Genomic DNA, 25,620 nt, shown 5'->3' on the forward strand with positions numbered 1-25,620 from the left:
GGATGGCGGCATAACTGCCTTATCCGGCCTACGCCGACACATTGTTACTGGCCCGCCTCTGCTGATGGCGGGCTTTTTTTCGCCGGGCGTTTACGCGGCGCAGACTTTTTCTTCTCGCCGCCGCCGGGGGCAACAATTCCCCGAAAGCGTCTTACCGGGGTACGCTTCGCCTGATCGATCAACTGAAACAGCGTGCCGACCAGTGGCTGCATAAAGTCCTGATAACGACACTGTTTCTCACTGATTTGCGTCAGGATAGACTCCCAGTGCGCCGTCATATCGGGTCGGGTCGCCATTTCCGGCAGCGAGTGAAACAACGCTTTTCCGGCATCGGTAGAGTGAATGTAGCGCCCTTTTTTGGTCAGAAAACCGCGTTTAAACAGTAATTCAATAATACCGGCACGGGTCGCCTCGGTGCCGAGACCGTCGGTTGCACGCAGGATCTTTTTCAGATCTTTGTCCTGCACAAAGCGAGCGATACCGGTCATTGCCGAAAGCAAGGTCGCATCCGTAAAGTGGCGCGGCGGTTGAGTCTGACGTTCGACTACTTCGCCTTTTTCGCACAAGAGTTCATCGTCTTTCGCAACCACCGGCAACGGCGTGCCGTCGTTCTCTTCATCACGTTCTTTATTGCCCAGCAGCGTGCGCCATCCCGCTTCCGCCAGGAACCGGGCTTTGGCAATAAATTTGCCCTTCGCAATGTCCAGTTCAATCACGCACTTGCGGAACACCGCATCCGGGCAGAACTGCATCAAATACTGGCGCGCAACCAGGTTGTAGACTTTCGCTTCGTTGTCGTTCAGCGAGATTGATGAGCTGCGCGCGGTCGGAATGATGGCGTGGTGCGCATCGACTTTTTTGTCATCCCAGCAGCGATTACGGGTATCCGGGTTGACCGCAGGCTGCGGCAGCAGATCCGGCGCATGGACGCTGATGGCGTTCAGCACCGCATGACGTCCGGCAAAATGTTCTTCCGGCAGATAGCGACAATCAGAACGTGGGTAGGTAATAAGCTTGTGGGTTTCATACAGCTTCTGGCAAATATCGAGCACATTCTGCGCGCTCAGGCCAAAGCGTTTGGCGGCTTCAATCTGCAAGGCGGAGAGTGAAAACGGCAGCGGTGCAGATTCTGATTCCCGTTTATCGTTATAACTGGTGACCACCGCGGGCTGCCCGTTGATACGGTTTACCACGTGTTCCGCCAGCGGGCGATGAAGTAAACGCCCTTCTTCGTCCTGATACGGTTCGCAGGCTTCGCTGGGTTGCCAGAGGGCGGTAAACCGCTCATCGGCCGGCGTCACGATATGCGCCTTCACCTCAAAGAAATCTTTGGCGATGAAATTTTCGATCTCTTCATCGCGGCGCACCACCAGCCCGAGAACCGGCGTCTGTACGCGCCCCACCGAGAGGACGCCCTGATAACCGGCGTTGCGCCCCAGAATGGTATACGCCCGCGTCATGTTGATACCGTAAAGCCAGTCCGCACGCGCACGCGCCAGCGCCGAGACGCACAGCGGTACAAACTCGCTATTGGAACGCAGACGCTCAATCGCCCGTTCGACCGCCTGCGGATTGAGATCGTTTATCAAACACCGTTGCACCTGATGGCGTTTTTCCGGCGCCAGTTGCAGGTAATCCAGCACTTCATCCACCAGCAACTGCCCTTCGCGATCGGGGTCTCCCGCGTGAATAACCTCGCTGGCGTCATGCAGGAACCGTTTGATGACGTTGAGCTGTTTGGTCACGGAAGGACGCGGCTGCAACTGCCATTTTTCCGGCACTATCGGAAGATCGGCTAAACTCCAGCGCGCATAACGGCTGTCATAGGCGTCGGGCTGCGCTTGTTCAAGCAGGTGACCGATACACCAGGTCACCACTTGTCCATTGCCACATTCGATAAAACCATCGCCTTTGCGGTGCGGCTTTGGCAGCACGTCCGCAATGGCGCGGGCCAGACTCGGTTTTTCGGCAATATACAACCGCATCGACTTAACGGATCTCGACCATGGCGCGTCCGCCACGGGCTTCAACCAGCTCACCAATGGCGGTCAGATCGATACCAAACTCTGCGGCGGTCGCTTTGACTTCCGCTTCAGACTCTGGCGTCACCGCCAACAACAGTCCACCGGAGGTTTGCGGATCGCACAACAGAGATCGTACCGCGTGCGGCATCTCGCCCATCAAATGCCCGTAGCTCGCATAGTTGCGCTCGGTGCCGCCGGGCACCGCGCCCAGTTGAATATATTCCTCAACGCCCGGCAGTTTTGGCACATCCTGATAATCAATTTGCGCCTGCACCCCTGCGCCCTGGCACATCTCGCTTAAGTGCCCCAGCAAACCAAAACCGGTCACATCGGTCATCGCCTTCACGCCGTCGATATTGGCGAACGCGGCGCCCGCAATATTCATTTGGCACATCACTTCCGTCGCCAGCCCCTGATGTTCCGGCTTCAGCAGTGATTTTTTCTCTGCGGTGGTCAATACGCCAATCCCCAGCGGTTTGGTGAGAAATAGCTTACACCCGGCCTGCGCGGTACTGTTCTTTTTCACGCGCTCAGTAGGCACGACGCCGGTAACGGCCAGGCCAAAAATCGGCTCCGGCGCATCAATGGAGTGACCGCCCGCCAGCGCAATTCCGGCCTGTTTGCAGGCAAAACGCCCACCTTCCGTGACTTCCCGGGCAATTTCCGGGGACAGCGTATTGATAGGCCACCCCAAAATCGCAATCGCCATAATCGGTTTGCCGCCCATCGCAAAAATATCGCTAATGGCGTTAGTCGCCGCAATGCGACCAAAATCGAACGGGTTATCGACGATAGGCATAAAGAAGTCAGTGGTACTGATAATACTGGTGCCATTACCCAGATCGTACACCGCCGCATCATCGCGGGTTTCGTTACCCACAAGCAGGTTCGGGTCGACAAACTTCGCCTGCTCGCTGTGCAGGATGGTTTCCAGCACTTTAGGGGAAATTTTACAACCGCAACCGGCTCCGTGGCTGTATTGCGTTAAACGAATAGTTTGCTCGCTCATGGACATCTCCTGTCATTGCAATCCAGCTATGGTAACGCTCATTCGGTGATGTGATAAGAGTGACTGTCTGAATTCCGGCGTCTTTGCTCACAATCCAGACAGTTTCGTCGAATATCTTAAAAATAACGGACGAAGGGGGTCGGATCCGGCAGGTTAATGCTCGTCGAGGCTTTCAGTTGCGGCGTCCCTAAATAGAGGAATCCCACAATTTTATCCTGCGCCCGGCACTGAAACGCATCGCGCACGACCGGGCTTTCCGTTAATGCGCCACTGCGCCAGATCCCATTGAAGCCTTGCGCGATCGCCGCCATCTGCATCGCCATCACCGCACAGCCCGCTGACATCTGTTGTTCCCAGACCGGCACTTTATGGTTCTCTTCGCACTTCGCCACCACGGCAATGATCAGCGGTGCACGAAACGGCGCGGAACGGGCTTTCTCTACCGCTTTTTCATCTCCGTCTTCCGCGATGGCGGCGTTCTCCAGCGTGGCGCTAAAACGTTCGCGCCCTTCGCCTTCAATCACAAAAAAACGCCAGGGTTGCAGAGATTTATGATCCGGTGCGCGCATACCTGCCCGCAGAATGTTTTGCAGTTGTTCACCGGCGGGTGCCGGTTCAGCCAGACGAGAGGCGCTACGGCGGTTAACAAGTAATTCGAGTGCATCCATTTAGTTAACTCCAGCAATGATGTTAATTCACAAAATTAACACGAGAGCAGATTTTGTTACAGCACAGGCAGTGATTCCTGCTGACAAGAGCCGGTTGGGTCATTACGATAGCCTCATCTTAGCGCTTTCTCCTGGTACGGCGAGAGTGGCGTTGTGTTTCTTTGGTTAGGGAGTATACATGCGAACCCTGTGGCGATTTATTGCCGGATTTTTTAAATGGACGTGGCGACTGCTGAATTTCGTCCGTGAACTGGTGCTTAACCTGTTCTTTATTCTGCTGGTGTTGGTCGGTGTCGGCATCTGGATGCAGGTCAGCAGCAGTCATACCAGCGAGCAAACGGCGCGTGGCGCGCTGCTGTTGGATATTTCCGGCGTGATCGTCGATAAACCCTCCACTACCAACCGCCTGGGCATTCTGGGTCGCCAGTTTTTTGGCGCAAGTTCTGACCGACTGCAGGAAAACTCGCTGTTTGATATCGTCAATACGATTCGTCAGGCGAAGGACGACCGTAATATTACCGGCATTGTGATGGATCTGAAAAATTTCGCCGGGGCGGATCAACCTTCCATGCAGTATATCGGTAAGGCGCTGCGCGAGTTCCGCGACAGCGGTAAACCGGTCTTTGCCGTAGGCGATAACTACACGCAGGGACAGTATTACCTGGCAAGTTTCGCCAATAAAATTTGGCTCTCACCGCAAGGCGCCGTCGATCTGCACGGGTTTGCCACCAATGGCCTGTATTACAAATCCCTGCTGGATAAGCTGAAAGTCTCCACGCACGTTTTCCGCGTCGGCACCTATAAATCCGCCGTTGAACCGTTTATTCGTGATGATATGTCTCCGGCAGCGCGCGAAGCGGACAGCCGCTGGATTGGCGAACTGTGGCAAAACTACCTGAATACGGTTGCCGCAAACCGTCAGATCCCTGCCCAGCAGGTATTCCCCGGCGCGCAGGCCATGCTCGACGGTTTGAGCAAAGTGGATGGCGACACGGCGAAATACGCGCTGGATAACAAACTGGTGGATGCGCTGGCTTCCAGCGCCGACGTTGAAAAAGCGATGACCAAACAGTTTGGCTGGAGCAAAAAGGAGAATAATTACCGCGCCATCAGCTATTACGATTACTCGCTGAATCCCCCTTCTGATACCGGCGACAGCATTGGCGTGGTCTTCGCGAATGGCGCAATCATGGATGGCGAGGAGACTCCGGGGAATGTCGGTGGCGACACCACGGCCTCGCAGATCCGCGATGCGCGTCTGGATCCTAAAGTGAAAGCGATCGTCTTGCGCGTCAACAGCCCTGGCGGTAGCGTCAGCGCCTCCGAAGTTATCCGTGCAGAACTGGCGGCAGCGAAAGCGGCCGGTAAGCCAGTGGTGGTTTCTATGGGTGGCATGGCCGCTTCCGGCGGTTATTGGATCTCAACCCCTGCCAGTTATATTGTGGCCAACCCCAGCACCCTGACCGGTTCTATCGGTATCTTTGGGGTTATCAATACCGTTGAAAACAGTCTGGATTCTATCGGCGTCCATACTGACGGCGTCTCCACCTCCCCGCTGGCGGATATGTCGATGACCAAAGCCCTGCCGCCGGAAGTGCAGCAGATGATCCAACTGAGTATTGAGAACGGTTACAAGCGCTTTATCACGCTGGTGGCGGATGCACGTAAGACCACGCCGGAGCAAATTGATAAGATTGCGCAGGGCCATGTCTGGACCGGACAAGATGCGAAAGCCAACGGTCTGGTCGACAGCCTGGGCGACTTTGACGATGCGGTCGCCAAAGCCGCTGAACTGGCCAAACTCAAGCAATGGCATATTGATTACTATCAGGACGATCCGACCTTCTTTGATTTGGTCATGGACAGCATGTCAGGTTCGGTTCGCGCAGTGCTGCCAGAAGCGATTCAGGCGATGCTGCCCGCCCCGCTGGTCTCTGCGGCAAACGTAGTAAAAGCCGAGAGCGACAAACTGGCGGCGTTTAATGATCCACAAAACCGTTATGCGTTCTGTTTAACCTGCGCGAACGTTCGCTAACCATTAACCCCTCTTCGCATGAAGAGGGGTTTTTATTTTCCAGAAGAAAATATCATGCAGAAGAAATCGATTTACGTTGCTTACACTGGCGGTACCATTGGTATGCAGCGTTCCGCACAAGGCTACATTCCTGTTTCCGGCCATCTTCAACGTCAACTGGCGCTGATGCCCGAGTTCCATCGCCCAGAAATGCCCGACTTCACCATTCATGAATACGCCCCCCTGATGGATTCCTCCGATATGACGCCGGAAGACTGGCAGCATATTGCCGAAGACATCAAAGCGCATTACGACGAATACGATGGTTTTGTCATTTTGCACGGCACCGACACCATGGCGTTTACCGCCTCTGCACTCTCCTTCATGCTGGAGAATCTGGGCAAACCGGTCATAGTGACAGGGTCACAAATCCCGCTTGCGGAGCTGCGTTCAGATGGGCAAATCAATCTGCTGAATGCGCTGTATATTGCGGCGAATTACCCTATCAACGAAGTGACGCTCTTTTTCAATAATCGCCTGTTTCGCGGGAATCGCACCACTAAAGCGCACGCAGACGGCTTTGATGCCTTTGCATCCCCGAACCTACAGCCGCTGCTGGAAGCCGGGATCCATATTCGTCGGCTGGGAACACCACCCGCACCGCACGGCGAAGGCGAATTGCTGGTGCATCCGATCACCCCGCAGCCGATTGGCGTGGTGACTATTTATCCGGGAATTTCCGCCGATGTGGTGCGTAACTTCCTGCGCCAGCCGGTAAAAGCGCTGATTCTGCGTTCTTACGGTGTGGGTAATGCGCCGCAAAACAAAGAGTTTCTGAAAGAACTGGAAGAGGCCAGCTCGCGGGGTATTGTTGTCGTCAATCTTACGCAATGTATGTCCGGCAAAGTGAACATGGGCGGTTACGCCACGGGTAACGCGCTGGCGCACGCCGGGGTTATTGGCGGTGCCGACATGACCGTTGAAGCGACGCTGACTAAACTGCATTATTTGCTGAGCCAGGGCGTAGACACACAAACCATTCGCACCGCGATGACGCAGAACCTTCGCGGTGAACTGACGCCGGACGACTGAGTCGCCCTCAGGAGGACGAAATGACAAACCGGGCCTTGTTACTGGTCGATTTGCAAAATGATTTTTGTGCCGGTGGCGCACTGGCGGTTCCTGAAGGCGACAGTACGGTAGAGGTTGCCAACCAACTGATTGCCTGGTGTGCTGCCCGGGGAGATGCCGTGATCGCCAGTCAGGACTGGCACCCCACCAGGCACGGGAGTTTTGCCAGCCAGCATCAGGCGCAGCCGTACAGTCAGGGTATGCTCGATGGTTTACCGCAGACCTTCTGGCCCGATCACTGTGTGCAAAACAGCGACGGTGCGGCGCTCCACCCCCTGCTCAATCAACGCGCCATTACGGCCATTTTCCATAAGGGTGAAAACCCGTTGGTTGACAGCTACAGTGCTTTTTATGATAACGGCCGTCGCCAGAAAACGGCCTTAGACGCCTGGCTTCGTGACAACGGCATAGAGGCGCTGATCATCATGGGGCTGGCAACCGACTACTGTGTGAAGTTTAGCGTGCTGGATGCGTTACAGTTGGGCTATACAGTCAGCGTTATCACCGATGGCTGCCGTGGGGTAAATATTCAGCCGCAGGACAGCACACAGGCGTTTATGGAGATGTCGGGCGCAGGCGCAACGCTGTATACCCTGGAAGACTGGGAAGAGACGCAGCAGTGAGGGGAATGTTGCCGGACGCGCGATAATGCCATCCGGCAAACACCGTTTACTGTACCTTCAGCGTCGCTATCGGCGGCGGTACAATGCCGAAATCGGCTTTCAACTGCTGCTTACTCTTCATCACCATCTGACCATTGGTGTCAATCGTCATATGCTGTGCGTCGGTGTTGTAACGCGCCTGCCACAGCATCACCAGTTGCAGACTGTTCTCTTTTTGTTCTGGCGTCAGCGCGACGCCATCCGGCCATTTCCCCAGTTCAACCGCGGTGGATAACCGCTGATAAACGTCTGGCGTCATGCTGTCGATCATCTCATCAAGGTTCATGAGTAAGTCCGCTCCTATGGAATAATTTGCTGAATCGTTTTTTCAGCCTTTAATGTATTCGCCATTTTCATCATCGGTAAAGCTTAATGAGGCTGAATTGACGCAATAACGCTCGCCGGTTGGCTGCGGGCCGTCCGGGAAGACATGTCCCAGGTGCGCATCACAGTTCCCGCAACGGATTTCAATACGCTGCATCCCATGAGAATTATCTTTAATGTAACGAATTGACTCTTCGCTGACCGGCTCATAAAAACTGGGCCAGCCACAGCCAGAATCAAACTTCGTCTGGGAGTGAAATAACGCAGCATCGCAGACCAGGCAATGATAGGCCCCACCCCGCTTGTTATGCAGCAAACGCCCGGTAAACGGCGGTTCTGTACCGTGATTTTGCGTCACGTAAAATTGCATTTCCGACAAATTTTTTTTCAGTTCTTCCGGAGAGGGTTGGTTAGCCATTTACTCGCATCTCGCTGTAGATATACTCACATCACGCAACCGATTCTAACAAAACATTAACACCTCAGTACGAACTTTTGTTCTAAACTTGATCCTGGCGAAATGGCAGCTCGTGATTCGTGATCGCAATCACATTTTTATCTGAGTTGCCCTTTAAAATTCGGGGCGCCGCCCCCACGTGGTTTCAAGCCCAAAGGAAGAGTGAGGCGAGTCAGTCGTGCAAAGCTTGTTCACAGGATTGATTTGTCGCAATGATTGACACGATTCCGCTTGACGCTGCGTAAGGTTTTTGTAATTTTACAGGCAACCTTTTATTCACTAACAAATAGCTGGTGGAATATATGACTATCAAAGTAGGTATCAACGGTTTTGGCCGCATCGGTCGCATTGTTTTCCGTGCTGCTCAGGAACGTTCTGACATCGAGATCGTTGCAATCAACGACCTGTTAGACGCTGAATACATGGCTTACATGCTGAAATATGACTCCACTCACGGCCGTTTCAACGGTACCGTTGAAGTGAAAGACGGTCATCTGATCGTTAACGGTAAAAAAATCCGTGTTACCGCTGAACGTGATCCGGCTAACCTGAAATGGGACGAAGTTGGTGTTGACGTAGTTGCTGAAGCTACTGGTCTGTTCCTGACTGACGAAACCGCTCGTAAGCACATCACTGCTGGCGCGAAAAAAGTGGTTCTGACTGGCCCGTCCAAAGACAAAACCCCAATGTTTGTTAAAGGCGCTAACTTTGACAAATATGCTGGCCAGGACATCGTTTCCAACGCATCCTGCACCACCAACTGCCTGGCTCCGCTGGCTAAAGTTATCAACGACAACTTCGGTATCGTTGAAGGCCTGATGACCACCGTTCACGCAACCACCGCTACTCAGAAAACTGTTGACGGCCCGTCTCACAAAGACTGGCGCGGCGGCCGTGGCGCGGCTCAGAACATCATCCCTTCTTCTACCGGTGCTGCTAAAGCTGTAGGCGTTGTACTGCCAGAGCTGAACGGTAAAATCACGGGTATGGCGTTCCGCGTTCCTACCCCGAACGTATCCGTTGTTGACCTGACCGTTCGTCTGGAAAAAGCGGCTTCTTACGAAGACATTAAGAAAGCAATCAAAGCGGCTTCTGAAGGCCCGATGAAAGGCGTTCTGGGTTACACCGAAGACGACGTTGTATCTACCGATTTCAACGGTGAAGTTTGCACTTCCGTGTTCGATGCTAAAGCAGGTATCGCACTGAACGACAACTTCGTGAAACTGGTATCCTGGTACGACAACGAAACCGGCTACTCCAACAAAGTTCTGGATCTGATTGCTCACATCTCCAAATAAGTTGAGATGAAACAGTAATCTGTAAGAGAGCGACTTCGGTCGCTCTTTTTTTTGCCTGAAGAGAAAGGATTACGTGATGATCAATAAAATTTTTGCTTTGCCAATAATCGAACATATTACCCCTGTCCTCTCCCGCCGCCAGCTTGATGAGCTGGAGGTGATCGTTGTCGACCACGCGCAGGTAAAAGCGTCTTTCGCATTACAGGGCGCGCACCTGCTATCCTGGAAACCGGCGGGTGAAGACGAAGTTCTGTGGTTAAGTAACATTACGCCGTTTAAAACAGGCACCGCGTTGCGCGGCGGCGTGCCGATTTGCTGGCCGTGGTTTGGCCCGGCGGCACAGGCTGGCCTGCCTGCTCACGGCTTTGCCCGCAACCTGCCGTGGACGCTAAAAGCACACAACGAAGATGAAAGCGGCGTGGTTCTGACCTTTGAACTGCAAAACAGCGACGCCACCCGCAAGTACTGGCCGCATGACTTTACGCTGCTAGCCCGTTTTAAACTGGGGAAAACCTGCGAGATTGAGCTGGAAGCCCACGGCGAGTTTGAAACGACGTCCGCGCTGCACACCTATTTTAACGTCGGTGATATTGCGGCAGTGAAAGTGAGTGGTCTTGGCGATCGCTTTATCGATAAAGTTAACGATGCCAAAGAAGATGTGCTGGCTGACGGCGTGCAAACGTTCCCGGACAGAACTGACCGTGTGTACCTGAATCCGCAGGCCTGCAGCGTTATTCACGATGATGCGCTCAATCGCACGATTGACGTCGTGCACCATCACCACCTCAACGTGGTAGGCTGGAACCCGGGCCCGGCGTTGTCCGTGAGTATGGGTGATATGCCGGATGAGGGCTACAAGACGTTTGTTTGCGTTGAAACGGCGTACGCTACCGCGCAGCAAAAGACCACCGAAGAGAAACCGTCTCGTCTGGCACAGACCCTTCGCGTCGCCAAACGCTAAGTGATCATTGATGCCGGGGTTTCTGTAGGCCGGAAAAGATGCGTGAGCATCGCCATCCGGCAAACAATGCCAGGTGGCGGCTAACGCCTTATCAGGCCTACGAAAATAACATCCGGCATCGTCACACCATATCCAGCGCGGTTTTCCCCTTCGGGGCCGGATACGCGTTATCGAGTGCGGCCAGTTCACTGGCTGAAAGGGTAATATTCAGCGCCGCCGCGTTTTCCTGAACATGCTCAACGCTTGCCGCTTTTGGAATCGCCATCACGCCCTGATGACGAATGACCCACGCCAGCAGGATTTGCGCCGCGCTCGCACGGTGAGCATGGGCAATCTCATTAATGATGGGATTGTTCAATAAGCCGCTACGCAACCGTCCGGCTTGCGCCAGCGGGCTGTAAGCCATCACCGGCATCTGATGCTGCTGACACCAGGGCAGCAGGTCATACTCAATCCCACGGGAGGCCAGATGATACAGAACCTGATTGGTGGCGCACTGCGTCCCACCAGCGACCTGCCATAACGCCTGCATCGCGTCAGTATCGAGATTAGAAACGCCCCAGCGGCGGATTTTTCCCTGGGCGACCAGTTTTTCCATCGCCGCGACCGTCTCGGCAAAGGAATAGCTGCCTGACCAGTGTAATAAATAGAGGTCGAGGTAATCGGTATTCAGGCGGCGCAGACTGCCTTCACATGCGGTGATGGCTTTTTGCCCTCCGGCATTCCACGGGTACACTTTCGACACCAGAAAGACCTTATCACGCCGTCCTGTCAGCGCTTCGCCGACCACTTCTTCTGCCGCTCCGTCAGCGTACATCTCTGCGGTGTCGATAAGCATTAACCCCAAATCAATGCCCGCACGCAGTGCATTAACTTCGTCCCGTCGATGATGGGGTTTTTCCCCCATATACCAGGTTCCCTGCCCTATAGCAGGGAGTGTGACCAGGCCACTAAAACTAACCTGTTTTTCTGTCATCGCATCCTCCCGTGTTATGCACTACCGTAATGCAAAACAGGGCGCGAGCGCCCTGTTTTGATGCACAAAATGCACTGTAATATTGCACAATCAGAACTTGTAGGTAACCCCGGTTGAGATCAGGCCGCTCCAGGATTTGTCCACCATCGGGCTGTCGCTAATTTCATCCGACAAATGGGTATAGCGCGCAGTACCGTACACGCTCCAGTTACCGAGGAAATTGTAGTTGGCGCTAATTTCCAGGTACGGGTTCCAGCTATCACTCGGGTCGTAGCTACGCAGACCACTGTGCGAAGACTCTTTGCCCGAGACGCCATAGTAGTACTCGTTCTGGTTTTCGCTGTTCCATTCCACACCGATACCCGGCGTTAATGTCAAACCGCCATGGGTATAACGGTACAGCCAGGCCAGATCCCACACGATGCCGTTGCTGTTATCCAGCGTGTCACCCGCAAGCGTGGTGCGCAGGTAGCCATACTGCGTGTTATGAACGTAAGACAGCCCTGCCATCATGGTGCTTTTACGTTTGTCGAGCTGGCGAAGTTGGTGATTGTCGCTGTCTTCCGGTTTGAAATACATCGGAGACCAGTACGCGGTAATCGACAATTTATCGGTGTTGTCATTCCACAGGTAGTATCCACCACCCAGACCACGGAACCAGAAATTTTCACTTTCATAGGTGATGACTGGAACCGGATATACGTCGGTATCGTAATCTTTATAGGGGTGCTCAACCACACCAACACCTGCGCCCAACGTCAGGTTGCTTTCAGCTTGTGCGACATTCGTCGTCGCTGCGATAAGCACGCCAAGTGCCAGAAGTTTGAGTTTGGTCACAATCCATAATTCCTTATTCAAATGTTTAGCAGCAAAAGTGTAACCGCCAATACGTTTCAGCCCAACTATTTTACTTATTACTCACAAAATGTAACCGACTAATTTTTCAGCAGCAGATGACATTTCATTTTCAGTCCGATGAATTCTGCGTGATTTTCATCCTTTATCTTTACATTAAATATGCATTTTTTGTGGATGAGTTATTGATATGCCATTGAAATTCATTTAAGCGCACAGGCAAGTTTTGCAAATGCCATCTACGCTTAATTTTAAGAAGGTGTATCACCGGGCACGTTGATCTCTTGGCCGCCAATTTGGCATGAGAGTTGCTGTTTTTTACAACAAGAGACAGCAGAGGCGTCGTTCTGTTTACCTCTTCCGGGGGCCTCTACTATTCATATGAACGGCTCTTAACATGTGCTAAAAAACGAAAGGACGGCATACCATGAATATATTCGATCACTATCGCCAGCGCTATGAAGCTGCCAAGGACGAAGAGTTCACACTGCAGGAGTTTCTTACCACTTGTCGGCAAGATCGCAGTGCTTATGCCAACGCGGCAGAGCGGCTATTGATGGCCATTGGTGAGCCCATTATGGTCGATACTGCCCAGGAACCCCGACTTTCTCGACTCTTTTCAAACCGGGTGATTGCTCGTTATCCCGCATTTGAAGAGTTTTATGGCATGGAAGACGCGATTGAACAGATTGTCTCTTATCTGAAACACGCGGCGCAGGGGCTGGAAGAGAAGAAACAGATCCTGTATCTGTTGGGGCCTGTAGGGGGCGGTAAATCCTCGCTTGCGGAAAGACTGAAGTCTTTGATGCAGCTGGTACCGATTTATATCCTGAGCGCAAACGGTGAACGCAGCCCGGTAAACGATCACCCGTTATGCCTGTTTAATCCGCAGGAAGATGCGCAAATTCTCGAAAAAGAGTACGGCATTCCACGTCGTTATCTTGGCACCATCATGTCGCCGTGGGCGGCGAAACGCCTGCACGACTTCGGTGGCGACATCACGAAATTCCGCGTGGTGAAAGTGTGGCCGTCGATTCTTGAACAAATCGCTATCGCCAAAACAGAACCGGGTGATGAAAACAACCAGGATATCTCCGCGCTGGTCGGCAAGGTGGACATTCGTAAACTCGAACACCATGCGCAAAACGATCCTGATGCCTACGGTTACTCCGGCGCATTGTGCCGCGCCAACCAGGGGATTATGGAATTCGTCGAGATGTTCAAAGCGCCGATTAAAGTGCTGCATCCTCTGCTGACGGCGACCCAGGAAGGCAACTACAACGGGACAGAAGGCATTTCTGCCCTGCCCTTTAACGGTATTATCCTTGCCCACTCGAACGAATCCGAATGGGTGACGTTCCGCAACAACAAAAATAACGAAGCCTTCCTCGACCGTGTGTATATCGTGAAGGTGCCGTATTGCCTGCGCATTTCTGAAGAGATCAAAATCTACGAGAAATTGCTCAATCACAGTGAGTTAACGCATGCGCCTTGCGCACCGGGAACACTCGAAACCCTGTCGCGCTTCTCGATCCTTTCCCGACTGAAAGAGCCAGAGAACTCGAGCGTCTACTCGAAAATGCGCGTCTACGACGGCGAGAGCCTGAAAGATACCGACCCGAAAGCGAAATCCTACCAGGAGTATCGTGATTACGCGGGTGTCGATGAAGGGATGAACGGTCTGTCAACGCGTTTCGCGTTTAAGATCCTCTCCCGTGTCTTTAACTTTGATCACGTTGAAGTGGCGGCCAACCCGGTGCATCTGTTCTACGTCCTCGAACAGCAGATCGAGCGTGAGCAGTTCCCACAGGAGCAGGCAGAGCGTTACCTTGAGTTCCTCAAAGGCTATCTGATCCCGAAATATGCTGAGTTTATCGGCAAAGAGATCCAGACCGCTTATCTCGAATCCTACTCCGAATATGGGCAGAACATTTTTGACCGTTATGTCACTTATGCGGATTTCTGGATTCAGGATCAGGAGTATCGCGACCCGGATACCGGTCAGTTGTTCGATCGCGAGTCGCTGAACTCAGAGCTGGAAAAAATCGAAAAACCGGCGGGCATCAGCAACCCGAAAGATTTCCGTAACGAGATAGTCAACTTTGTTCTGCGTGCTCGCGCGCATAACAGCGGTCGCAACCCGAACTGGACCAGTTACGAGAAACTGCGCACCGTGATTGAGAAAAAAATGTTCTCGAACACCGAAGAGTTGTTGCCGGTGATTTCATTCAACGCCAAAACCTCAACAGATGAGCAGAAGAAACACGACGATTTTGTCGACCGTATGATGGAAAAAGGCTATACCCGCAAGCAGGTGCGTCTGCTGTGCGAATGGTATTTGCGCGTACGTAAATCGTCATAAAACCAGCCCGGTGGCGTTGCGCTTACCGGGCCTACAGCAACATGCGGCGTAGGCCGGATGAGCGTATGCGCCATCCGGCACTATGCACACACTGCGAAAAGTTGGCAGTACGGGGGGCATATGACCTGGTTTATAGACCGGCGCCTGAATGGGAAGAATAAAAGCACTGTGAATCGCCAGCGCTTCTTACGCCGTTACAAAGGGCAAATTAAACAGTCGATCTCCGAGGCCATTAACAAGCGTTCGGTCACCGACGTGGAGAGCGGTGAGTCCGTCTCCATTCCCACAGAAGATATCAGCGAACCAATGTTTCATCAGGGGCGTGGCGGTCTGCGCCATCGCGTACACCCGGGTAACGATCATTTTGTGCAAAATGACCGTATTGAACGTCCTCAGGGCGGCGGCGGTGGCTCAGGAAGCGGACAAGGCCAGGCCAGTCAGGACGGTGAAGGCCAGGATGAATTCGTCTTCCAGATTTCAAAAGACGAATATCTGGATCTGCTCTTTGAAGATTTAGCCCTGCCGAACCTGAAGAAAAACCAACAACGCCAGTTAACCGAGTATAAAACACACCGGGCGGGTTTTACCTCTAACGGTGTTCCGGCCAACATTAGCGTGGTGCGATCGTTGCAAAACTCTCTGGCGCGCCGCACGGCAATGACCGCCGGTAAACGCAGAGAATTGCATGAACTGGAAGACGCGCTGGAAACCATCAGCAAAAGCGAGCCGGTACAGTTGCTTGAAGAAGAGCGACTGCGCAAAGAAATTGCCGAGTTGCGGGAAAAAATTGCGCGCGTGCCGTTTATCGACACCTTTGATCTCCGTTACAAGAACTATGAAAAACGCCCTGACCCTTCCAGCCAGGCGGTGATGTTCTGTCTGATGGACGTGTCAGGCTCCATGGATCAGGCCACCAAAGACATGGCCAAGCGTTTTTATATTCTGCTGTATCTGTTTTTAAGCCGGACATATAAGAACGTTGAGGTGGTGTATATCCGCCACCATACTCAGGCCAAAGAAGTGGATGAGCATGAGTTTTTCTATTCTCAGGAAACGGGCGGCACCATTGTCTCCAGCGCCCTGAAATTAATGGATGATGTGGTGAAGGATCGTTACGATCCCGCGCAATGGAATATTTATGCGGCACAAGCGTCCGATGGCGATAACTGGGCGGATGATTCGCCGTTGTGTCACGAAATTCTGGCGAAAAAACTGCTGCCGGTCGTACGCTATTACAGCTATATCGAGATTACCCGTCGAGCTCACCAGACCCTGTGGCGGGAATATGAGCATCTGCAAACCACTTTCGAAAACTTTGCGATGCAGCATATTCGCGATCAGGATGATATTTATCCGGTATTCCGCGAGCTTTTTCATAAGCAAGGTGCCACTAACAGAGATTAATCATTCGCCATCAGCCAGCGGTTAACGCCACTGGCTGATTTCTGATGGCAACTATTATACTTGCGCACTCAATAACCACTGAGTTGATAATCAAGTCCGTTAATTCCAAAATATCTGCATTATTTATTACTTACGTTATCATTCGGAAAAAATTACATCAGGTGTTTATCTTTTCCGTTTTATCAGAGAATAGTCTCTATCCTGAACGAAAATAGTTGATCGCAATCAACACTGAACATTTTTATCATCAATAGAATCCTCCCACATCACAATCGATTGCCATCAAGAGTTGTTTTATGGAAAAGCATAAAATAAATGCACGGAGCATTCTTTTATTCACCCTGCTACTTTTCGTTATCTTATTTTGTATGACAATGCTGTATCAGGAAAATTCCAGCGTAAAATCAATACCGCAATTAAATTATCTTATTGTTGTCGTGGCGCTATTTTTCTTGAACGCGATAATTTTCATTTTTATGATTTTAAAGTACTTTGCCAATAGCCGTCATTTTTCAACTCTCATTATGAGCTTAGCATTCCTGAGCAGCCTGGTGTATTTTGTAGAAACAATATTTATCATCAAGGAACCGATTATCGAGAGCGCATTAATTCAGATAAAATCGAATGACATCTCAATATTTTATCTCTTTCGACAATTAAGCTTTATATTCTTACTCTCTCTGGCGCTGTTCTGCTCAGACATCAATAACGTAGACCAAACCGATAACAAGAAAAAAACCGCCGTTCTGTTAATGTCGCTGCTCCCTTTCTTCTTCTTTCCTGTGCTTGCCCATAACCTGAGCAGTTATAATCCAGATTATTGCTGGTTTATTGTCGATTACTCCAGAAAAAATGAACCCGTAACATGGGGCGCTAATTACCTTAAAATAATTATATGCCTTTGGTCATTCTTACTTTTCTTTATCATCACCCAAACCCGACTGGCATCTGATCTCTGGCCCTACATTGCTCTGCTGTGCCTTTCAGCAATATGTTGTAATTTATTACTGCTGGCTCTGGATGATTATAACTATACTGTCTGGTATATCAGTCGGGGAATCGAAGTCGCCAGTAAGCTTTTCATCATCTCAATTCTCATTCATAACATATTTAAGGAGCTACACTTCACAAACAAACTGGCCGTTCATGATGTAATGACTAATATCTATAATCGCCGCTATTTCTTTAATGAACTCGAGTTACGATTAAACACTAAGAACAAAACATGCTTTTGTCTTTTGTTTCTCGATATTGATCATTTCAAAAGGATCAATGATCGATGGGGACATGTGGTGGGAGATCGGGTGATCATCTCAATTGTTAATATTGTACAACAAAGCATTCGTTCAGAAGATCTGCTGGCCCGCCTGGGCGGAGAGGAATTTGGCATCATGCTTTATAACACGACTATAAGCCAGGCCAGAACCATTGCTGAAAAAATCCGTAAGAATGTTGAAATACTCACCGGAGAAAATAACATTTATAATGTCCCTGAACCGATGACAATAAGCATCGGCGCTTTTTTTGCGACCACATCCGAATACAGCGCTTCGGACATCATGGTTCAGGCTGACAAAGCGCTCTATGAAGCCAAAAACAATGGCCGTAATCAAGTGGTGATCCATCACACCTGAGTGAACTGTTTTAATTATGGTCATACATAAGTATGGCCATTGCCTACGTACTTTTTCGCCTATTTCCTCATTATCGCTGTCTCACCCCCTGTTCATGTGTATAATTCGCACCTTCTGCAATATGAGTACAAACGGACATTGTGCGATAATCTGCGGTTTCTGTTCAGCAAGGAGGGAGGGGCATTACCATGAAATTGCATCATAAAGCGCTCAGGCACTTTATCTACGCAAGCGTCATCGTCCTGACTTCTTCTTTCCTGGTGTACGAGTTGATTGCCAGTAACAAGGCGATGAACGCCTATATGCGGTACATCATCGAGAAAGCAGACTCCTCTTTTCTGTATGACAAATATAAAAATCAGAGTATTTCCGCGCATTTAATGCGTACGTTCGCCTCACCTGAAAAACCGGTTATGGCAGAACAGAAAAACGCTTTTTGCGATGCCTTTGAAACCCTCAACGGTACGCACGGGCTCAACCTCACGGCGCACAATTACCCGGCGCTACACGGCACTTTGCAGACGGCGACCGATCGCTGCACGGATAAACTTGATGACGTGTTCTTGCTCCCGGCCTTCGACCAGGCAGTGAACGTCAATCGCCAGCACGTGGATTTCAACCTGGGACTGGGAACGCTGGAATATAAATTCCGTTATTATTTCGACCTGGAAAATCACTACATTTATTTTTACGATCTGGTCAATTCACGACAATTTTCGATGCATCACTGGTCTTTGCTGCAAAATTCAACATTAGGCATTGACCGGAAAGACCTCGATAATTTGTTTAGCGGCCGCACGGTTATTTCCAGCATCTATCATGACGATCTCGCGCAAAAGAAAGTGATGAGTTTTTTAACCCCGGTCTATTTATCCGGAAAGTTGAAAGGCATGGTGATGGTAGACATTAACCAGGATAACCTGAAGAATATTTTTTATACTGATGACCGCCCTCTGGTCTGGCGTTATCTGAATGTGACGCTGGCAGATATCGAATCAGGAAACACCATCGACATTCACCAAAGTGAAAGCGATCTTTTCCCGTATGTTCACCATGTTCATAACATGCCGGGTGGAATGCGTGTCACGCTGTCCCTCGATTTAATGTATTTTGTCGTCTCTTCCTGGAAGCTTTTTGCCTTCTACCTGTTGGCCACCGCACTGCTACTGAATATGGTCAGAATGCATTTCCGCCTGTATCACAACGTCACGCGTGACAATATCAGCGATGCCATGACGGGGCTCTATAATCGAAAAATATTAACGCCCACCCTTGAGCTACGTTTACAGCGCCTGGTGAAATCAGGTACGCCCGTGACATTTATCGCCATTGATTGCGACAAATTGAAAATGATCAACGATACGCAAGGGCATCAGGAAGGTGACCGGACGATTACTACCCTCGCAAAGTCCATTGAAGCATCAATTCGTAAAAGCGATTACGCCATTCGTCTTGGCGGTGATGAATTCTGCATTATTCTTATCGATTATGCGGCAGACGCCGCGAACGCACTCCCGATGCGGATCGCGACAAATCTGCAAATCATCGCCGACGAAAGAACGATCAGCTTTTCCTGGGGAATGTATACCATGCAGGCGAATGACACCATTGATGTTGCCTATCAGGCTTCTGATGCGCAACTCTACCTCAACAAGCAACAAAAACGGGATCGTTCGTGATAGTCTTTTTGCGTTGATTTTTCTCTGCGAAGTCAGGAGTAAACATGACCGAAGTTGTTAAAGGCACCGCGACGCATCAGCGGTTGATTGCCTTATTATCACAAGAGGGGGCGAGCTGGCGCGAGGTCAGCCATGAGCCCGTGGGCAAATGTGAAGCGGTTTCTGAAATCCGCGGTACGGCGTTGGGTCAGGGTGCAAAAGCGCTGGTCTGCAAAGTGAAAGGCAATGGCGTCAACCAGCACGTACTGGCTATTCTTTCCGCCGATCAGCAGGCCGACCTCGCGCAACTGGCAACCCATCTGGGCGGTTTGCGCGCCTCCCTTGCCAGCCCGGCAGAAGTGGATGAACTGACCGGCTGCGTATTTGGCGCGATCCCCCCTTTCAGCTTTCATCCTAAGCTGAAACTGGTCGCCGATCCGCTGCTGTTCGAGCGTTTTAGCGAGGTCGCGTTTAACGCAGGCGTGCTGGATAAATCCGTCATCCTGAAGACCGAAGATTATCTTCGCATCGCCCAACCCGAGCTGGTCACATTCCGTCGCATGTCATCGTGAGTTAATGGCTTCTTTCGAGAACCAGCACTGAAATCACAAGAACAACGGCGATGGCCAAAAAAGAAGAGGTAATGAGCAGCGTCTCAATAAACATGTGATCGTTCATGGTTTCACCCCGTGGTGACGAATATGACAACGCACTTGTTATTGATAGAGCAAATAGATGACACTGTAATGACAGCCTCTTCTGTTTAAAAAACGACCTCGGGCATTCGCCTAAAAAAAACACCAGGCAACAAAAAAAGCCTTTTCAGCTACGCATTTACGCGTACAGTAAACAGGCTTATCTTTTTTTGGCAAGGAAACCCCGATGTTTGATGTCACTCTGCTGATCCTGCTCGGACTGGCGGCTCTCGGCTTTGTTAGCCATAACACCACTGTCGCCGTTTCAATTCTGGTGCTGATTATCGTTCGCGTCACCCCGCTGAATACCTTTTTCCCGTGGATTGAGAAACAGGGTCTCACAGTGGGGATTATTATTCTGACGATTGGCGTTATGGCCCCCATCGCCAGCGGAACACTTCCCCCCTCCACGCTGATTCACTCCTTTGTAAACTGGAAATCCCTGGTCGCCATTGCGGTGGGTGTCGTTGTCTCCTGGTTAGGCGGGCGCGGCGTAACGCTGATGGGCAGCCAGCCACAGCTTGTCGCTGGCCTGCTGGTGGGAACCGTGCTCGGCGTCGCGCTGTTTCGCGGCGTGCCGGTGGGGCCGCTTATTGCGGCGGGACTGGTTTCGCTGATCGTTGGGAAGCAGTAGTTAATCCCGTCAGATAGCGGCCTGGTGTTTGTCCCAGGCCTTTTTTAAACATGGTGATAAACGCCGTCGTGGAGTCATAACCCAGCGTTTGCGCCACCTGCTGAACGCTCTTGCCGTCAATCAGCGCCTGCAGCGCCAGGATAAGCTGTAACTGATGACGCCAGCGACGAAAGCTGAGTCCTGTCTCCTTCACCACCAGTCGCGCAAGATTACGTTCGCTCATCGCAAACTCATTAGCCCACTGCCCCAGCGTCTGCCATCGGGCGGGCTCACGCGCCATCGTTGCCACCATTCGGCGAATTTTCGGATGCCCGGAGACCGGCAGTTGCATCTGCTCCTGGGGCTGCTGCGGAAGCTCATCGAACAGCACCTGCGTCAGTCGCTGTGTGCCCGGTTCTGTACGCTGAAGATCCGATCTGTCGGCCAGCGCCAGGATAAGCTCCCGGCACAGCGGGGCGATTTTCAACGTGCAGCAGCGTTCCGGCATGTTTACCGCCTGCGGCTCAATAAACAAAAAGCACAGCTCGGCCCCGGCAGTAACATGGTTGCTGTGCGCGATTCCACCGGGTATCCAGACGGCGTACTGCGGCGGCACCATCCACATCGCATTTTCAACTTCGCAGGTGATCGCGCCATGCTGGGCGAGGATCAGTTGCCCCTTGCGGTGCTGATGCAACGGGCTGAAAAGTTCGTCTTCTTTGGCGCGGATACAAAACGCGACGGCGATATCGTGGTGAAGATCGGGCTCATAGCCATCCAGTCTCAAACCTATCATCAGATTGTCCGATTTTAGCGATAATCTGTCATTTTAGCTTGATTCATCCAAGCTGTAAAAACGGTAAGGTAGCGCCTCGCCTGACACGATGAGAAAACAATGACCCTTTCACCTGCATTACGCGGCAAAAATACGGCCTTACTGATTGCCGGTATCCTGATGATTGCCACCACGCTGCGCGTTACGTTTACCGGTGCAGCGCCGCTGCTGGAGGCTATCCGTGCTGATTACGGACTGACGACGGCCCAAACCGGCCTCCTGACCACCTTGCCGTTACTGGCCTTTGCGCTGGTTTCGCCGCTGGCGGCGCCGATCGCTCGCCGATATGGGATGGAGCGCAGCCTGTTTGCCGCCATGCTGCTGATCTGCCTTGGGATCGCCGTACGTTCACTTCCCTCACCCGGCTTTTTATATGGCGGAACGGCGATCATCGGTTGCGGTATCGCCCTTGGTAATGTGCTGTTGCCAGGCCTTATCAAGCGCGATTTCTCGCAGCATGTGGCAAAACTGACCGGCGCCTATTCGCTGACGATGGGGGCTGCTGCCGCGATAGGATCTGCACTGGTTGTACCGTTGGCGCTACACGGCTTTGGCTGGCGCGGCGCGCTACTCATGCTGATGGCCTTCCCGTTACTGGCCTTTCTCCTCTGGCTACCTCAGTGGCGCAATACCGCTCAGGCCAGTCTGAGTACCTCCCGGGCGTTGCATACCCGCGGGATCTGGCGTTCTGCCCTTGCCTGGCAGGTCACGCTGTTTCTGGGCATTAACTCGCTGATTTATTATGTGATAATCGGCTGGCTGCCTGCGATTTTGATAAGCCAGGGTTACAGCGAATCGCAGGCGGGCTCTGTTCACGGTCTGTTGCAACTGGCGACCGCCGCACCAGGGCTCCTGATCCCCCTGATTCTGCACCGGTTTAACGATCAACGCAGTATTGCCGCCGGGGTGTCGTTAATGTGCGCGATGGGTACCGCCGGAATCTGGCTAATGCCGGGACAAGCCGTGCTGTGGACGCTGCTGTACGGGTTTGGCTCCGGGGCGACGATGATCCTCGGACTGACCTTTATCGGCCTGCGTGCCAGTTCCGCGCACCAGGCGGCCGCGCTTTCGGGCATGGCGCAGTCGGTCGGTTATTTGCTCGCGGCGTGCGGCCCGCCGTTGATGGGAAAAATTCACGACGCCCGCGGAGACTGGCACATTCCGCTGATGGTAGTGGCGGTGTTATCTCTGGTGATGGCTGTGTTCGGACTCTGCGCCGGGAGAAACCGGGAGATCGCCACACAATAACGTTGCGGGCAGGTGTCATAACCTGCCCTTTTATTTAACCTCGAGCGACCCGCAGCATCGCCTGTACCAGCGGCACCGGTTTGCCGGTCAGCGCACCACGTTCATGTTGAAAGAGCGTGCCGACAAAAAACGGATGCGTTACCAGTTCAATCGCGCGAACTTCGCCGGCGTCATCCCAGCCGGTCACCCGCAGATCGCCACGTTCCAGTTCGGCGGTAAATTCTTCAGACACGCCGTAATTGCAGTGGTATCCCTCAGAGATAACCTTTTGCCCATACGCTTTGGCAATCAGCGTATTCGCCCGCAGTTCGATAGCCTCGGTTTTTTCCACCAGAGAACAGGCCAATGGCGCAATCACCATCCGACCTGACGTGTCGGTTTCCGCGTGTGCGGCATCGCGCCAGCCCACAACATTACGCGCATACTCCAGAATGGCATGCTGAAAGCCGCCACAGGTTCCGAGAAAAGGAATGCTGTTTTCCCGCGCATAGCGAATAGCAGTCAACGCGCCTTCTGTATTCTGATACGGGCTGCCAGGCACAACCCAAATCGCATCGTAACCCACCAGATCTTCAGCGCTGCCAATATCAGACGTCGTCAGCCAGTCGTAGTCGGCGATGAGCTCCAGCACAGCGGCGGCGTCATCAATCGCCAGGGGAATAGCCTGATGCGCCACGATCTCTGGGTTGTAATCACCCACCAGCGCGATGCGTAGCGTATCTTTAACAGGGGAGAATTCCATGAGGAGTTCCTTATGCCAGGACAATGAGAGAGCACATAAGGAATCTCAAACTACCGATCTTTTGCGGTAATCACAATCCCTTAATTTAGGGGGCGTCGACGCCAGGTACTTTGTGTTCGCGATGACGTCAGTCCTGCTTTATGGTAATCATAGGGATGGGTTAACCCGCCAAATGGATGAGAGGGAAAACATGAAGATTCAGTGCAAACGCGTATATGACCCGGTAGATCAACGCGACGGGTATCGCGTCCTTGTCGACAGGTTATGGCCACGCGGGATCAAAAAAACCGATCTTGCGTGTGATGAGTGGGATAAAGCCCTGACGCCGTCGACCGAATTGCGTAAAGCCTTTCACTCTGAAGCGATAGACTTCACACACTTTTCAGAACTATACCGCGCAGAACTGGCGCACCATACGCAGGAAGGGCAGCGACTGGCGAACATTGCCCGCCAGCAAACGCTTACGTTGCTGTATTCAGCGAAAAACACCGGGCAAAATCACGCTCTGGTGTTGGCCGAGTGGTTACGCGGTTTTTAATGCTCTCATTTATTGGCTGGATGATCTCTGCGCCAGAGCGCCCACTCATCAATGACTTCCCCGCCCGGCAGTTTGCAATCTGCCCGCGCGCCTTGTGGGGTCTGTACCGGCATGAGCGTCCCACCTTTTTGTTCGCAATAGACCGAAGCGGGATTCGCCATCCCGATCTGAGGAGGTTTTGGAGCATCAGGCAGTGTTGGCGATGAGCATGCAGCCAGTCCCAGAATACATGGCAGCACAGCAAGAACGAATTTCATATAAACTCCCATTAACGCAATATTCACACAGGGTAACCCGTCTGATAAGGCATCTCCATGTTTTATTGGCGTCTTTTCCCTGTTACTCATTTTCTGGCAGAACAGATATATTTCATTTATCAAAGTGATACTCTACCATGCCAGCAAAGCAGAAATTTTCAGCACACTGTGCTACCAATCAGGGAGAACCTTCGCGTCATGCCAGATATGATCCTTGCCCGCGTCTCGCAATCACTCGCCACCGAACAGTCTCTGGAAAGCCTGGTTCGGCAACTTCTGGAGATGCTGGAGATGGTGACCGAGATGGAATCGACCTATCTGACAAAGGTCGATCTCGACGCCCGTTTGCAACACATCTTGTATGCCCGTAACAGCAAGCAGATGCACATTCCTGAAGGGTTATCCGTGCCCTGGGATGAAACGTTGTGTAAACGTGCAATAGACGATAACTGTTTTTACAGTGATAACGTCCCGGAGCGCTGGCCGGATTGCACCGCCGCCCAGGCGCTGGAAATCACCACGTTTTTAAGTACGCCGGTTCATCTTCCGGATGGCACGTTTTACGGCACGCTGTGCGCCACCAGTAAGCAGCAACATAAATTGAGTCACCGTGGAGAACAGGTACTGCATCTGTTTGCCGGGCTTATCGCCCAGTATATTCAGAAAGAGTCTCTGGTTTCGCAACTGCAAGCGGCCAATGCGGCGCTTATCGCGTACTCGTATACTGACGCACTTACCCGCTTACCAAACCGACGGGCCATTTTTGAGAATATGGACACGCTTTTTTCTCTGGCCCGCCATCTGAATCGCAATGTCATTGTGGCGTATATCGATCTGGATCATTTTAAACAGATCAACGATCGCTATGGGCACGAAGCTGGCGACCAGTTTTTAATCCAGGTCGGCCAGCGCCTGACCGACTGGCGCAGTGAACACGACATTATTGGCCGTTTGGGCGGCGATGAGTTTCTGGCCGTGTGTCTTGCCGATGAAAATGACCTCAGTCTGCAAACGTTAAAAGAGCGCCTGCAACAACAGATTCGTGGGGAATACCAGGTCGAGGGCGAGGTTCTGTTTTACCCTGGCGCCAGCCTTGGCGTTATTGAAATCAATCCTCGTGAGACGGACGTTGACAGTGCCCTTCGCGCGGCGGATAGCGCCATGTATCAGGATAAAAAGCGCAAAGATAAAACACCTTTTGTCACGCACTGAGCCCTGCTATTCTGGCGCGTCATCAAATAACACAATCAGGTGG

General features: G+C 52.1%; 25 protein-coding genes. 14 read left to right on the forward strand and 11 right to left on the reverse strand.

Annotated elements, in window-relative coordinates; genetic code table 11:
• Positions 1 to 44: 44 nt before the first annotated feature.
• The 3 genes from topB to ACO7SM_RS12550 all read right to left on the reverse strand — a co-directional run bounded on the left by topB (position 45) and on the right by ACO7SM_RS12550 (position 3,701).
• Complete coding sequence (gene topB, locus ACO7SM_RS12540) at positions 45 to 1,985, reverse strand: DNA topoisomerase III (RefSeq protein WP_490467820.1); 1,941 nt, start codon at positions 1,983 to 1,985, stop codon at positions 45 to 47.
• Between the two features lie 4 nt (positions 1,986 to 1,989).
• Positions 1,990 to 3,033, reverse strand: coding sequence for a selenide, water dikinase SelD (gene selD / locus ACO7SM_RS12545; protein ID WP_490467821.1), 1,044 nt, complete (start codon positions 3,031 to 3,033; stop codon positions 1,990 to 1,992).
• Positions 3,034 to 3,149: 116 nt separating this feature from the next.
• Positions 3,150 to 3,701 (reverse strand): NAD(P)H nitroreductase, encoded by a 552-nt coding sequence (locus ACO7SM_RS12550; RefSeq protein ID WP_490467822.1) that lies wholly within the window; start codon positions 3,699 to 3,701, stop codon positions 3,150 to 3,152.
• Positions 3,702 to 3,879: 178 nt separating this feature from the next.
• On the opposite strand from ACO7SM_RS12550, the gene sppA reads away from it, so the two are divergent.
• From sppA to pncA, 3 genes are read left to right on the forward strand one after another with little or no spacing between them, the layout of a single operon-like run.
• Positions 3,880 to 5,736: a signal peptide peptidase SppA gene (gene sppA, locus ACO7SM_RS12555; RefSeq protein WP_490467823.1), complete on the forward strand. Its 1,857-nt coding sequence runs from the start codon at positions 3,880 to 3,882 to the stop codon at positions 5,734 to 5,736.
• 54 nt (positions 5,737 to 5,790) lie between these two features.
• A complete protein-coding gene (ansA, locus tag ACO7SM_RS12560; protein ID WP_490467824.1) occupies positions 5,791 to 6,807 on the forward strand; it encodes an asparaginase in 1,017 nt (338 codons plus the stop codon).
• Positions 6,808 to 6,827: 20 nt separating this feature from the next.
• Positions 6,828 to 7,469, forward strand: a complete 642-nt coding sequence (gene pncA / locus ACO7SM_RS12565; protein WP_490467825.1) for a bifunctional nicotinamidase/pyrazinamidase — start codon at positions 6,828 to 6,830, stop codon at positions 7,467 to 7,469.
• Between the two features lie 46 nt (positions 7,470 to 7,515).
• Here pncA and ACO7SM_RS12570 read toward each other — a convergent pair whose 3' ends face one another.
• The gene (locus ACO7SM_RS12570) at positions 7,516 to 7,794 is read right to left on the reverse strand and encodes a YeaC family protein (RefSeq protein WP_490467826.1); all 279 of its coding nucleotides are present in this window, start codon (positions 7,792 to 7,794) and stop codon (positions 7,516 to 7,518) included.
• Between the two features lie 42 nt (positions 7,795 to 7,836).
• Complete coding sequence (gene msrB, locus ACO7SM_RS12575; protein WP_490467827.1) at positions 7,837 to 8,250, reverse strand: peptide-methionine (R)-S-oxide reductase MsrB; 414 nt, start codon at positions 8,248 to 8,250, stop codon at positions 7,837 to 7,839.
• Between the two features lie 341 nt (positions 8,251 to 8,591).
• Here msrB and gapA point away from each other — a divergent pair, with 341 nt between their 5' ends.
• Together gapA and ACO7SM_RS12585 are read left to right on the forward strand one after the other, a co-directional pair.
• Positions 8,592 to 9,587 (forward strand): glyceraldehyde-3-phosphate dehydrogenase, encoded by a 996-nt coding sequence (gapA, locus tag ACO7SM_RS12580; protein WP_203358049.1) that lies wholly within the window; start codon positions 8,592 to 8,594, stop codon positions 9,585 to 9,587.
• Between the two features lie 76 nt (positions 9,588 to 9,663).
• Positions 9,664 to 10,548 (forward strand): D-hexose-6-phosphate mutarotase, encoded by an 885-nt coding sequence (locus ACO7SM_RS12585; protein ID WP_490467828.1) that lies wholly within the window; start codon positions 9,664 to 9,666, stop codon positions 10,546 to 10,548.
• Positions 10,549 to 10,669: 121 nt separating this feature from the next.
• On the opposite strand, the gene ACO7SM_RS12590 is transcribed toward ACO7SM_RS12585, so the two are convergent.
• Both ACO7SM_RS12590 and ACO7SM_RS12595 read right to left on the reverse strand, forming a co-directional pair.
• Positions 10,670 to 11,524 carry an aldo/keto reductase gene (locus ACO7SM_RS12590; RefSeq protein ID WP_490467829.1) on the reverse strand — a complete coding sequence of 285 codons (855 nt, stop codon included), beginning with the start codon at positions 11,522 to 11,524 and terminating at the stop codon, positions 10,670 to 10,672.
• A gap of 90 nt (positions 11,525 to 11,614) precedes the next feature.
• Positions 11,615 to 12,361: a MipA/OmpV family protein gene (locus ACO7SM_RS12595; protein WP_490467830.1), complete on the reverse strand. Its 747-nt coding sequence runs from the start codon at positions 12,359 to 12,361 to the stop codon at positions 11,615 to 11,617.
• Positions 12,362 to 12,806: 445 nt separating this feature from the next.
• On the opposite strand from ACO7SM_RS12595, the gene yeaG reads away from it, so the two are divergent.
• The 5 genes from yeaG to ACO7SM_RS12620 all read left to right on the forward strand — a co-directional run bounded on the left by yeaG (position 12,807) and on the right by ACO7SM_RS12620 (position 20,009).
• Positions 12,807 to 14,741: a protein kinase YeaG gene (gene yeaG, locus ACO7SM_RS12600; protein WP_203358053.1), complete on the forward strand. Its 1,935-nt coding sequence runs from the start codon at positions 12,807 to 12,809 to the stop codon at positions 14,739 to 14,741.
• 120 nt (positions 14,742 to 14,861) lie between these two features.
• On the forward strand, positions 14,862 to 16,145 hold the full coding sequence (locus ACO7SM_RS12605; protein WP_490467831.1) for a YeaH/YhbH family protein: 1,284 nt from the start codon (positions 14,862 to 14,864) through the stop codon (positions 16,143 to 16,145).
• A 296-nt stretch (positions 16,146 to 16,441) separates the two neighbouring features.
• Positions 16,442 to 17,779 carry a sensor domain-containing diguanylate cyclase gene (locus ACO7SM_RS12610; RefSeq protein ID WP_490467832.1) on the forward strand — a complete coding sequence of 446 codons (1,338 nt, stop codon included), beginning with the start codon at positions 16,442 to 16,444 and terminating at the stop codon, positions 17,777 to 17,779.
• Positions 17,780 to 17,967: 188 nt separating this feature from the next.
• Complete coding sequence (gene dgcJ, locus ACO7SM_RS12615; protein WP_490467833.1) at positions 17,968 to 19,458, forward strand: diguanylate cyclase DgcJ; 1,491 nt, start codon at positions 17,968 to 17,970, stop codon at positions 19,456 to 19,458.
• Positions 19,459 to 19,502: 44 nt separating this feature from the next.
• Positions 19,503 to 20,009 (forward strand): YbaK/prolyl-tRNA synthetase associated domain-containing protein, encoded by a 507-nt coding sequence (locus ACO7SM_RS12620; protein WP_490467834.1) that lies wholly within the window; start codon positions 19,503 to 19,505, stop codon positions 20,007 to 20,009.
• Position 20,010: 1 nt separating this feature from the next.
• Here the strand turns inward: ACO7SM_RS12620 and yoaI are convergent, their stop codons facing one another.
• On the reverse strand, positions 20,011 to 20,115 hold the full coding sequence (yoaI, locus tag ACO7SM_RS12625; RefSeq protein WP_490467835.1) for a small membrane protein YoaI: 105 nt from the start codon (positions 20,113 to 20,115) through the stop codon (positions 20,011 to 20,013).
• 204 nt (positions 20,116 to 20,319) lie between these two features.
• Between yoaI and ACO7SM_RS12630 the strand changes: the two genes are divergently transcribed.
• Positions 20,320 to 20,766 carry a DUF441 domain-containing protein gene (locus ACO7SM_RS12630; protein ID WP_042308914.1) on the forward strand — a complete coding sequence of 149 codons (447 nt, stop codon included), beginning with the start codon at positions 20,320 to 20,322 and terminating at the stop codon, positions 20,764 to 20,766.
• Here ACO7SM_RS12630 and ACO7SM_RS12635 read toward each other — a convergent pair.
• Positions 20,723 to 21,541 carry an AraC family transcriptional regulator gene (locus ACO7SM_RS12635; protein ID WP_490467836.1) on the reverse strand — a complete coding sequence of 273 codons (819 nt, stop codon included), beginning with the start codon at positions 21,539 to 21,541 and terminating at the stop codon, positions 20,723 to 20,725. The genes ACO7SM_RS12630 and ACO7SM_RS12635 overlap by 44 nt on opposite strands.
• A 99-nt stretch (positions 21,542 to 21,640) precedes the next feature.
• Between ACO7SM_RS12635 and ACO7SM_RS12640 the strand changes: the two genes are divergently transcribed.
• On the forward strand, positions 21,641 to 22,828 hold the full coding sequence (locus ACO7SM_RS12640) for a CynX/NimT family MFS transporter (protein ID WP_490467837.1): 1,188 nt from the start codon (positions 21,641 to 21,643) through the stop codon (positions 22,826 to 22,828).
• A gap of 34 nt (positions 22,829 to 22,862) precedes the next feature.
• Here the strand turns inward: ACO7SM_RS12640 and ACO7SM_RS12645 are convergent, their stop codons facing one another.
• Entirely contained in the window at positions 22,863 to 23,570 is a 708-nt protein-coding gene (locus ACO7SM_RS12645) for a CTP synthase C-terminal region-related (seleno)protein (protein ID WP_490467838.1), read from the reverse strand.
• A gap of 190 nt (positions 23,571 to 23,760) precedes the next feature.
• Between ACO7SM_RS12645 and ACO7SM_RS12650 the strand changes: the two genes are divergently transcribed.
• Entirely contained in the window at positions 23,761 to 24,108 is a 348-nt protein-coding gene (locus ACO7SM_RS12650; protein WP_490467839.1) for a DUF488 domain-containing protein, read from the forward strand.
• A 5-nt stretch (positions 24,109 to 24,113) separates the two neighbouring features.
• Here the strand turns inward: ACO7SM_RS12650 and ACO7SM_RS12655 are convergent, their stop codons facing one another.
• Positions 24,114 to 24,365 (reverse strand): putative hemolysin, encoded by a 252-nt coding sequence (locus ACO7SM_RS12655; RefSeq protein ID WP_490467840.1) that lies wholly within the window; start codon positions 24,363 to 24,365, stop codon positions 24,114 to 24,116.
• 198 nt (positions 24,366 to 24,563) lie between these two features.
• Between ACO7SM_RS12655 and ACO7SM_RS12660 the strand changes: the two genes are divergently transcribed.
• On the forward strand, positions 24,564 to 25,577 hold the full coding sequence (locus ACO7SM_RS12660; RefSeq protein WP_490467841.1) for a sensor domain-containing diguanylate cyclase: 1,014 nt from the start codon (positions 24,564 to 24,566) through the stop codon (positions 25,575 to 25,577).
• Positions 25,578 to 25,620: the final 43 nt, after the last annotated feature.

The sequence above is a fragment of the Citrobacter sp. LJND-P06 genome, from assembly GCF_058188415.1.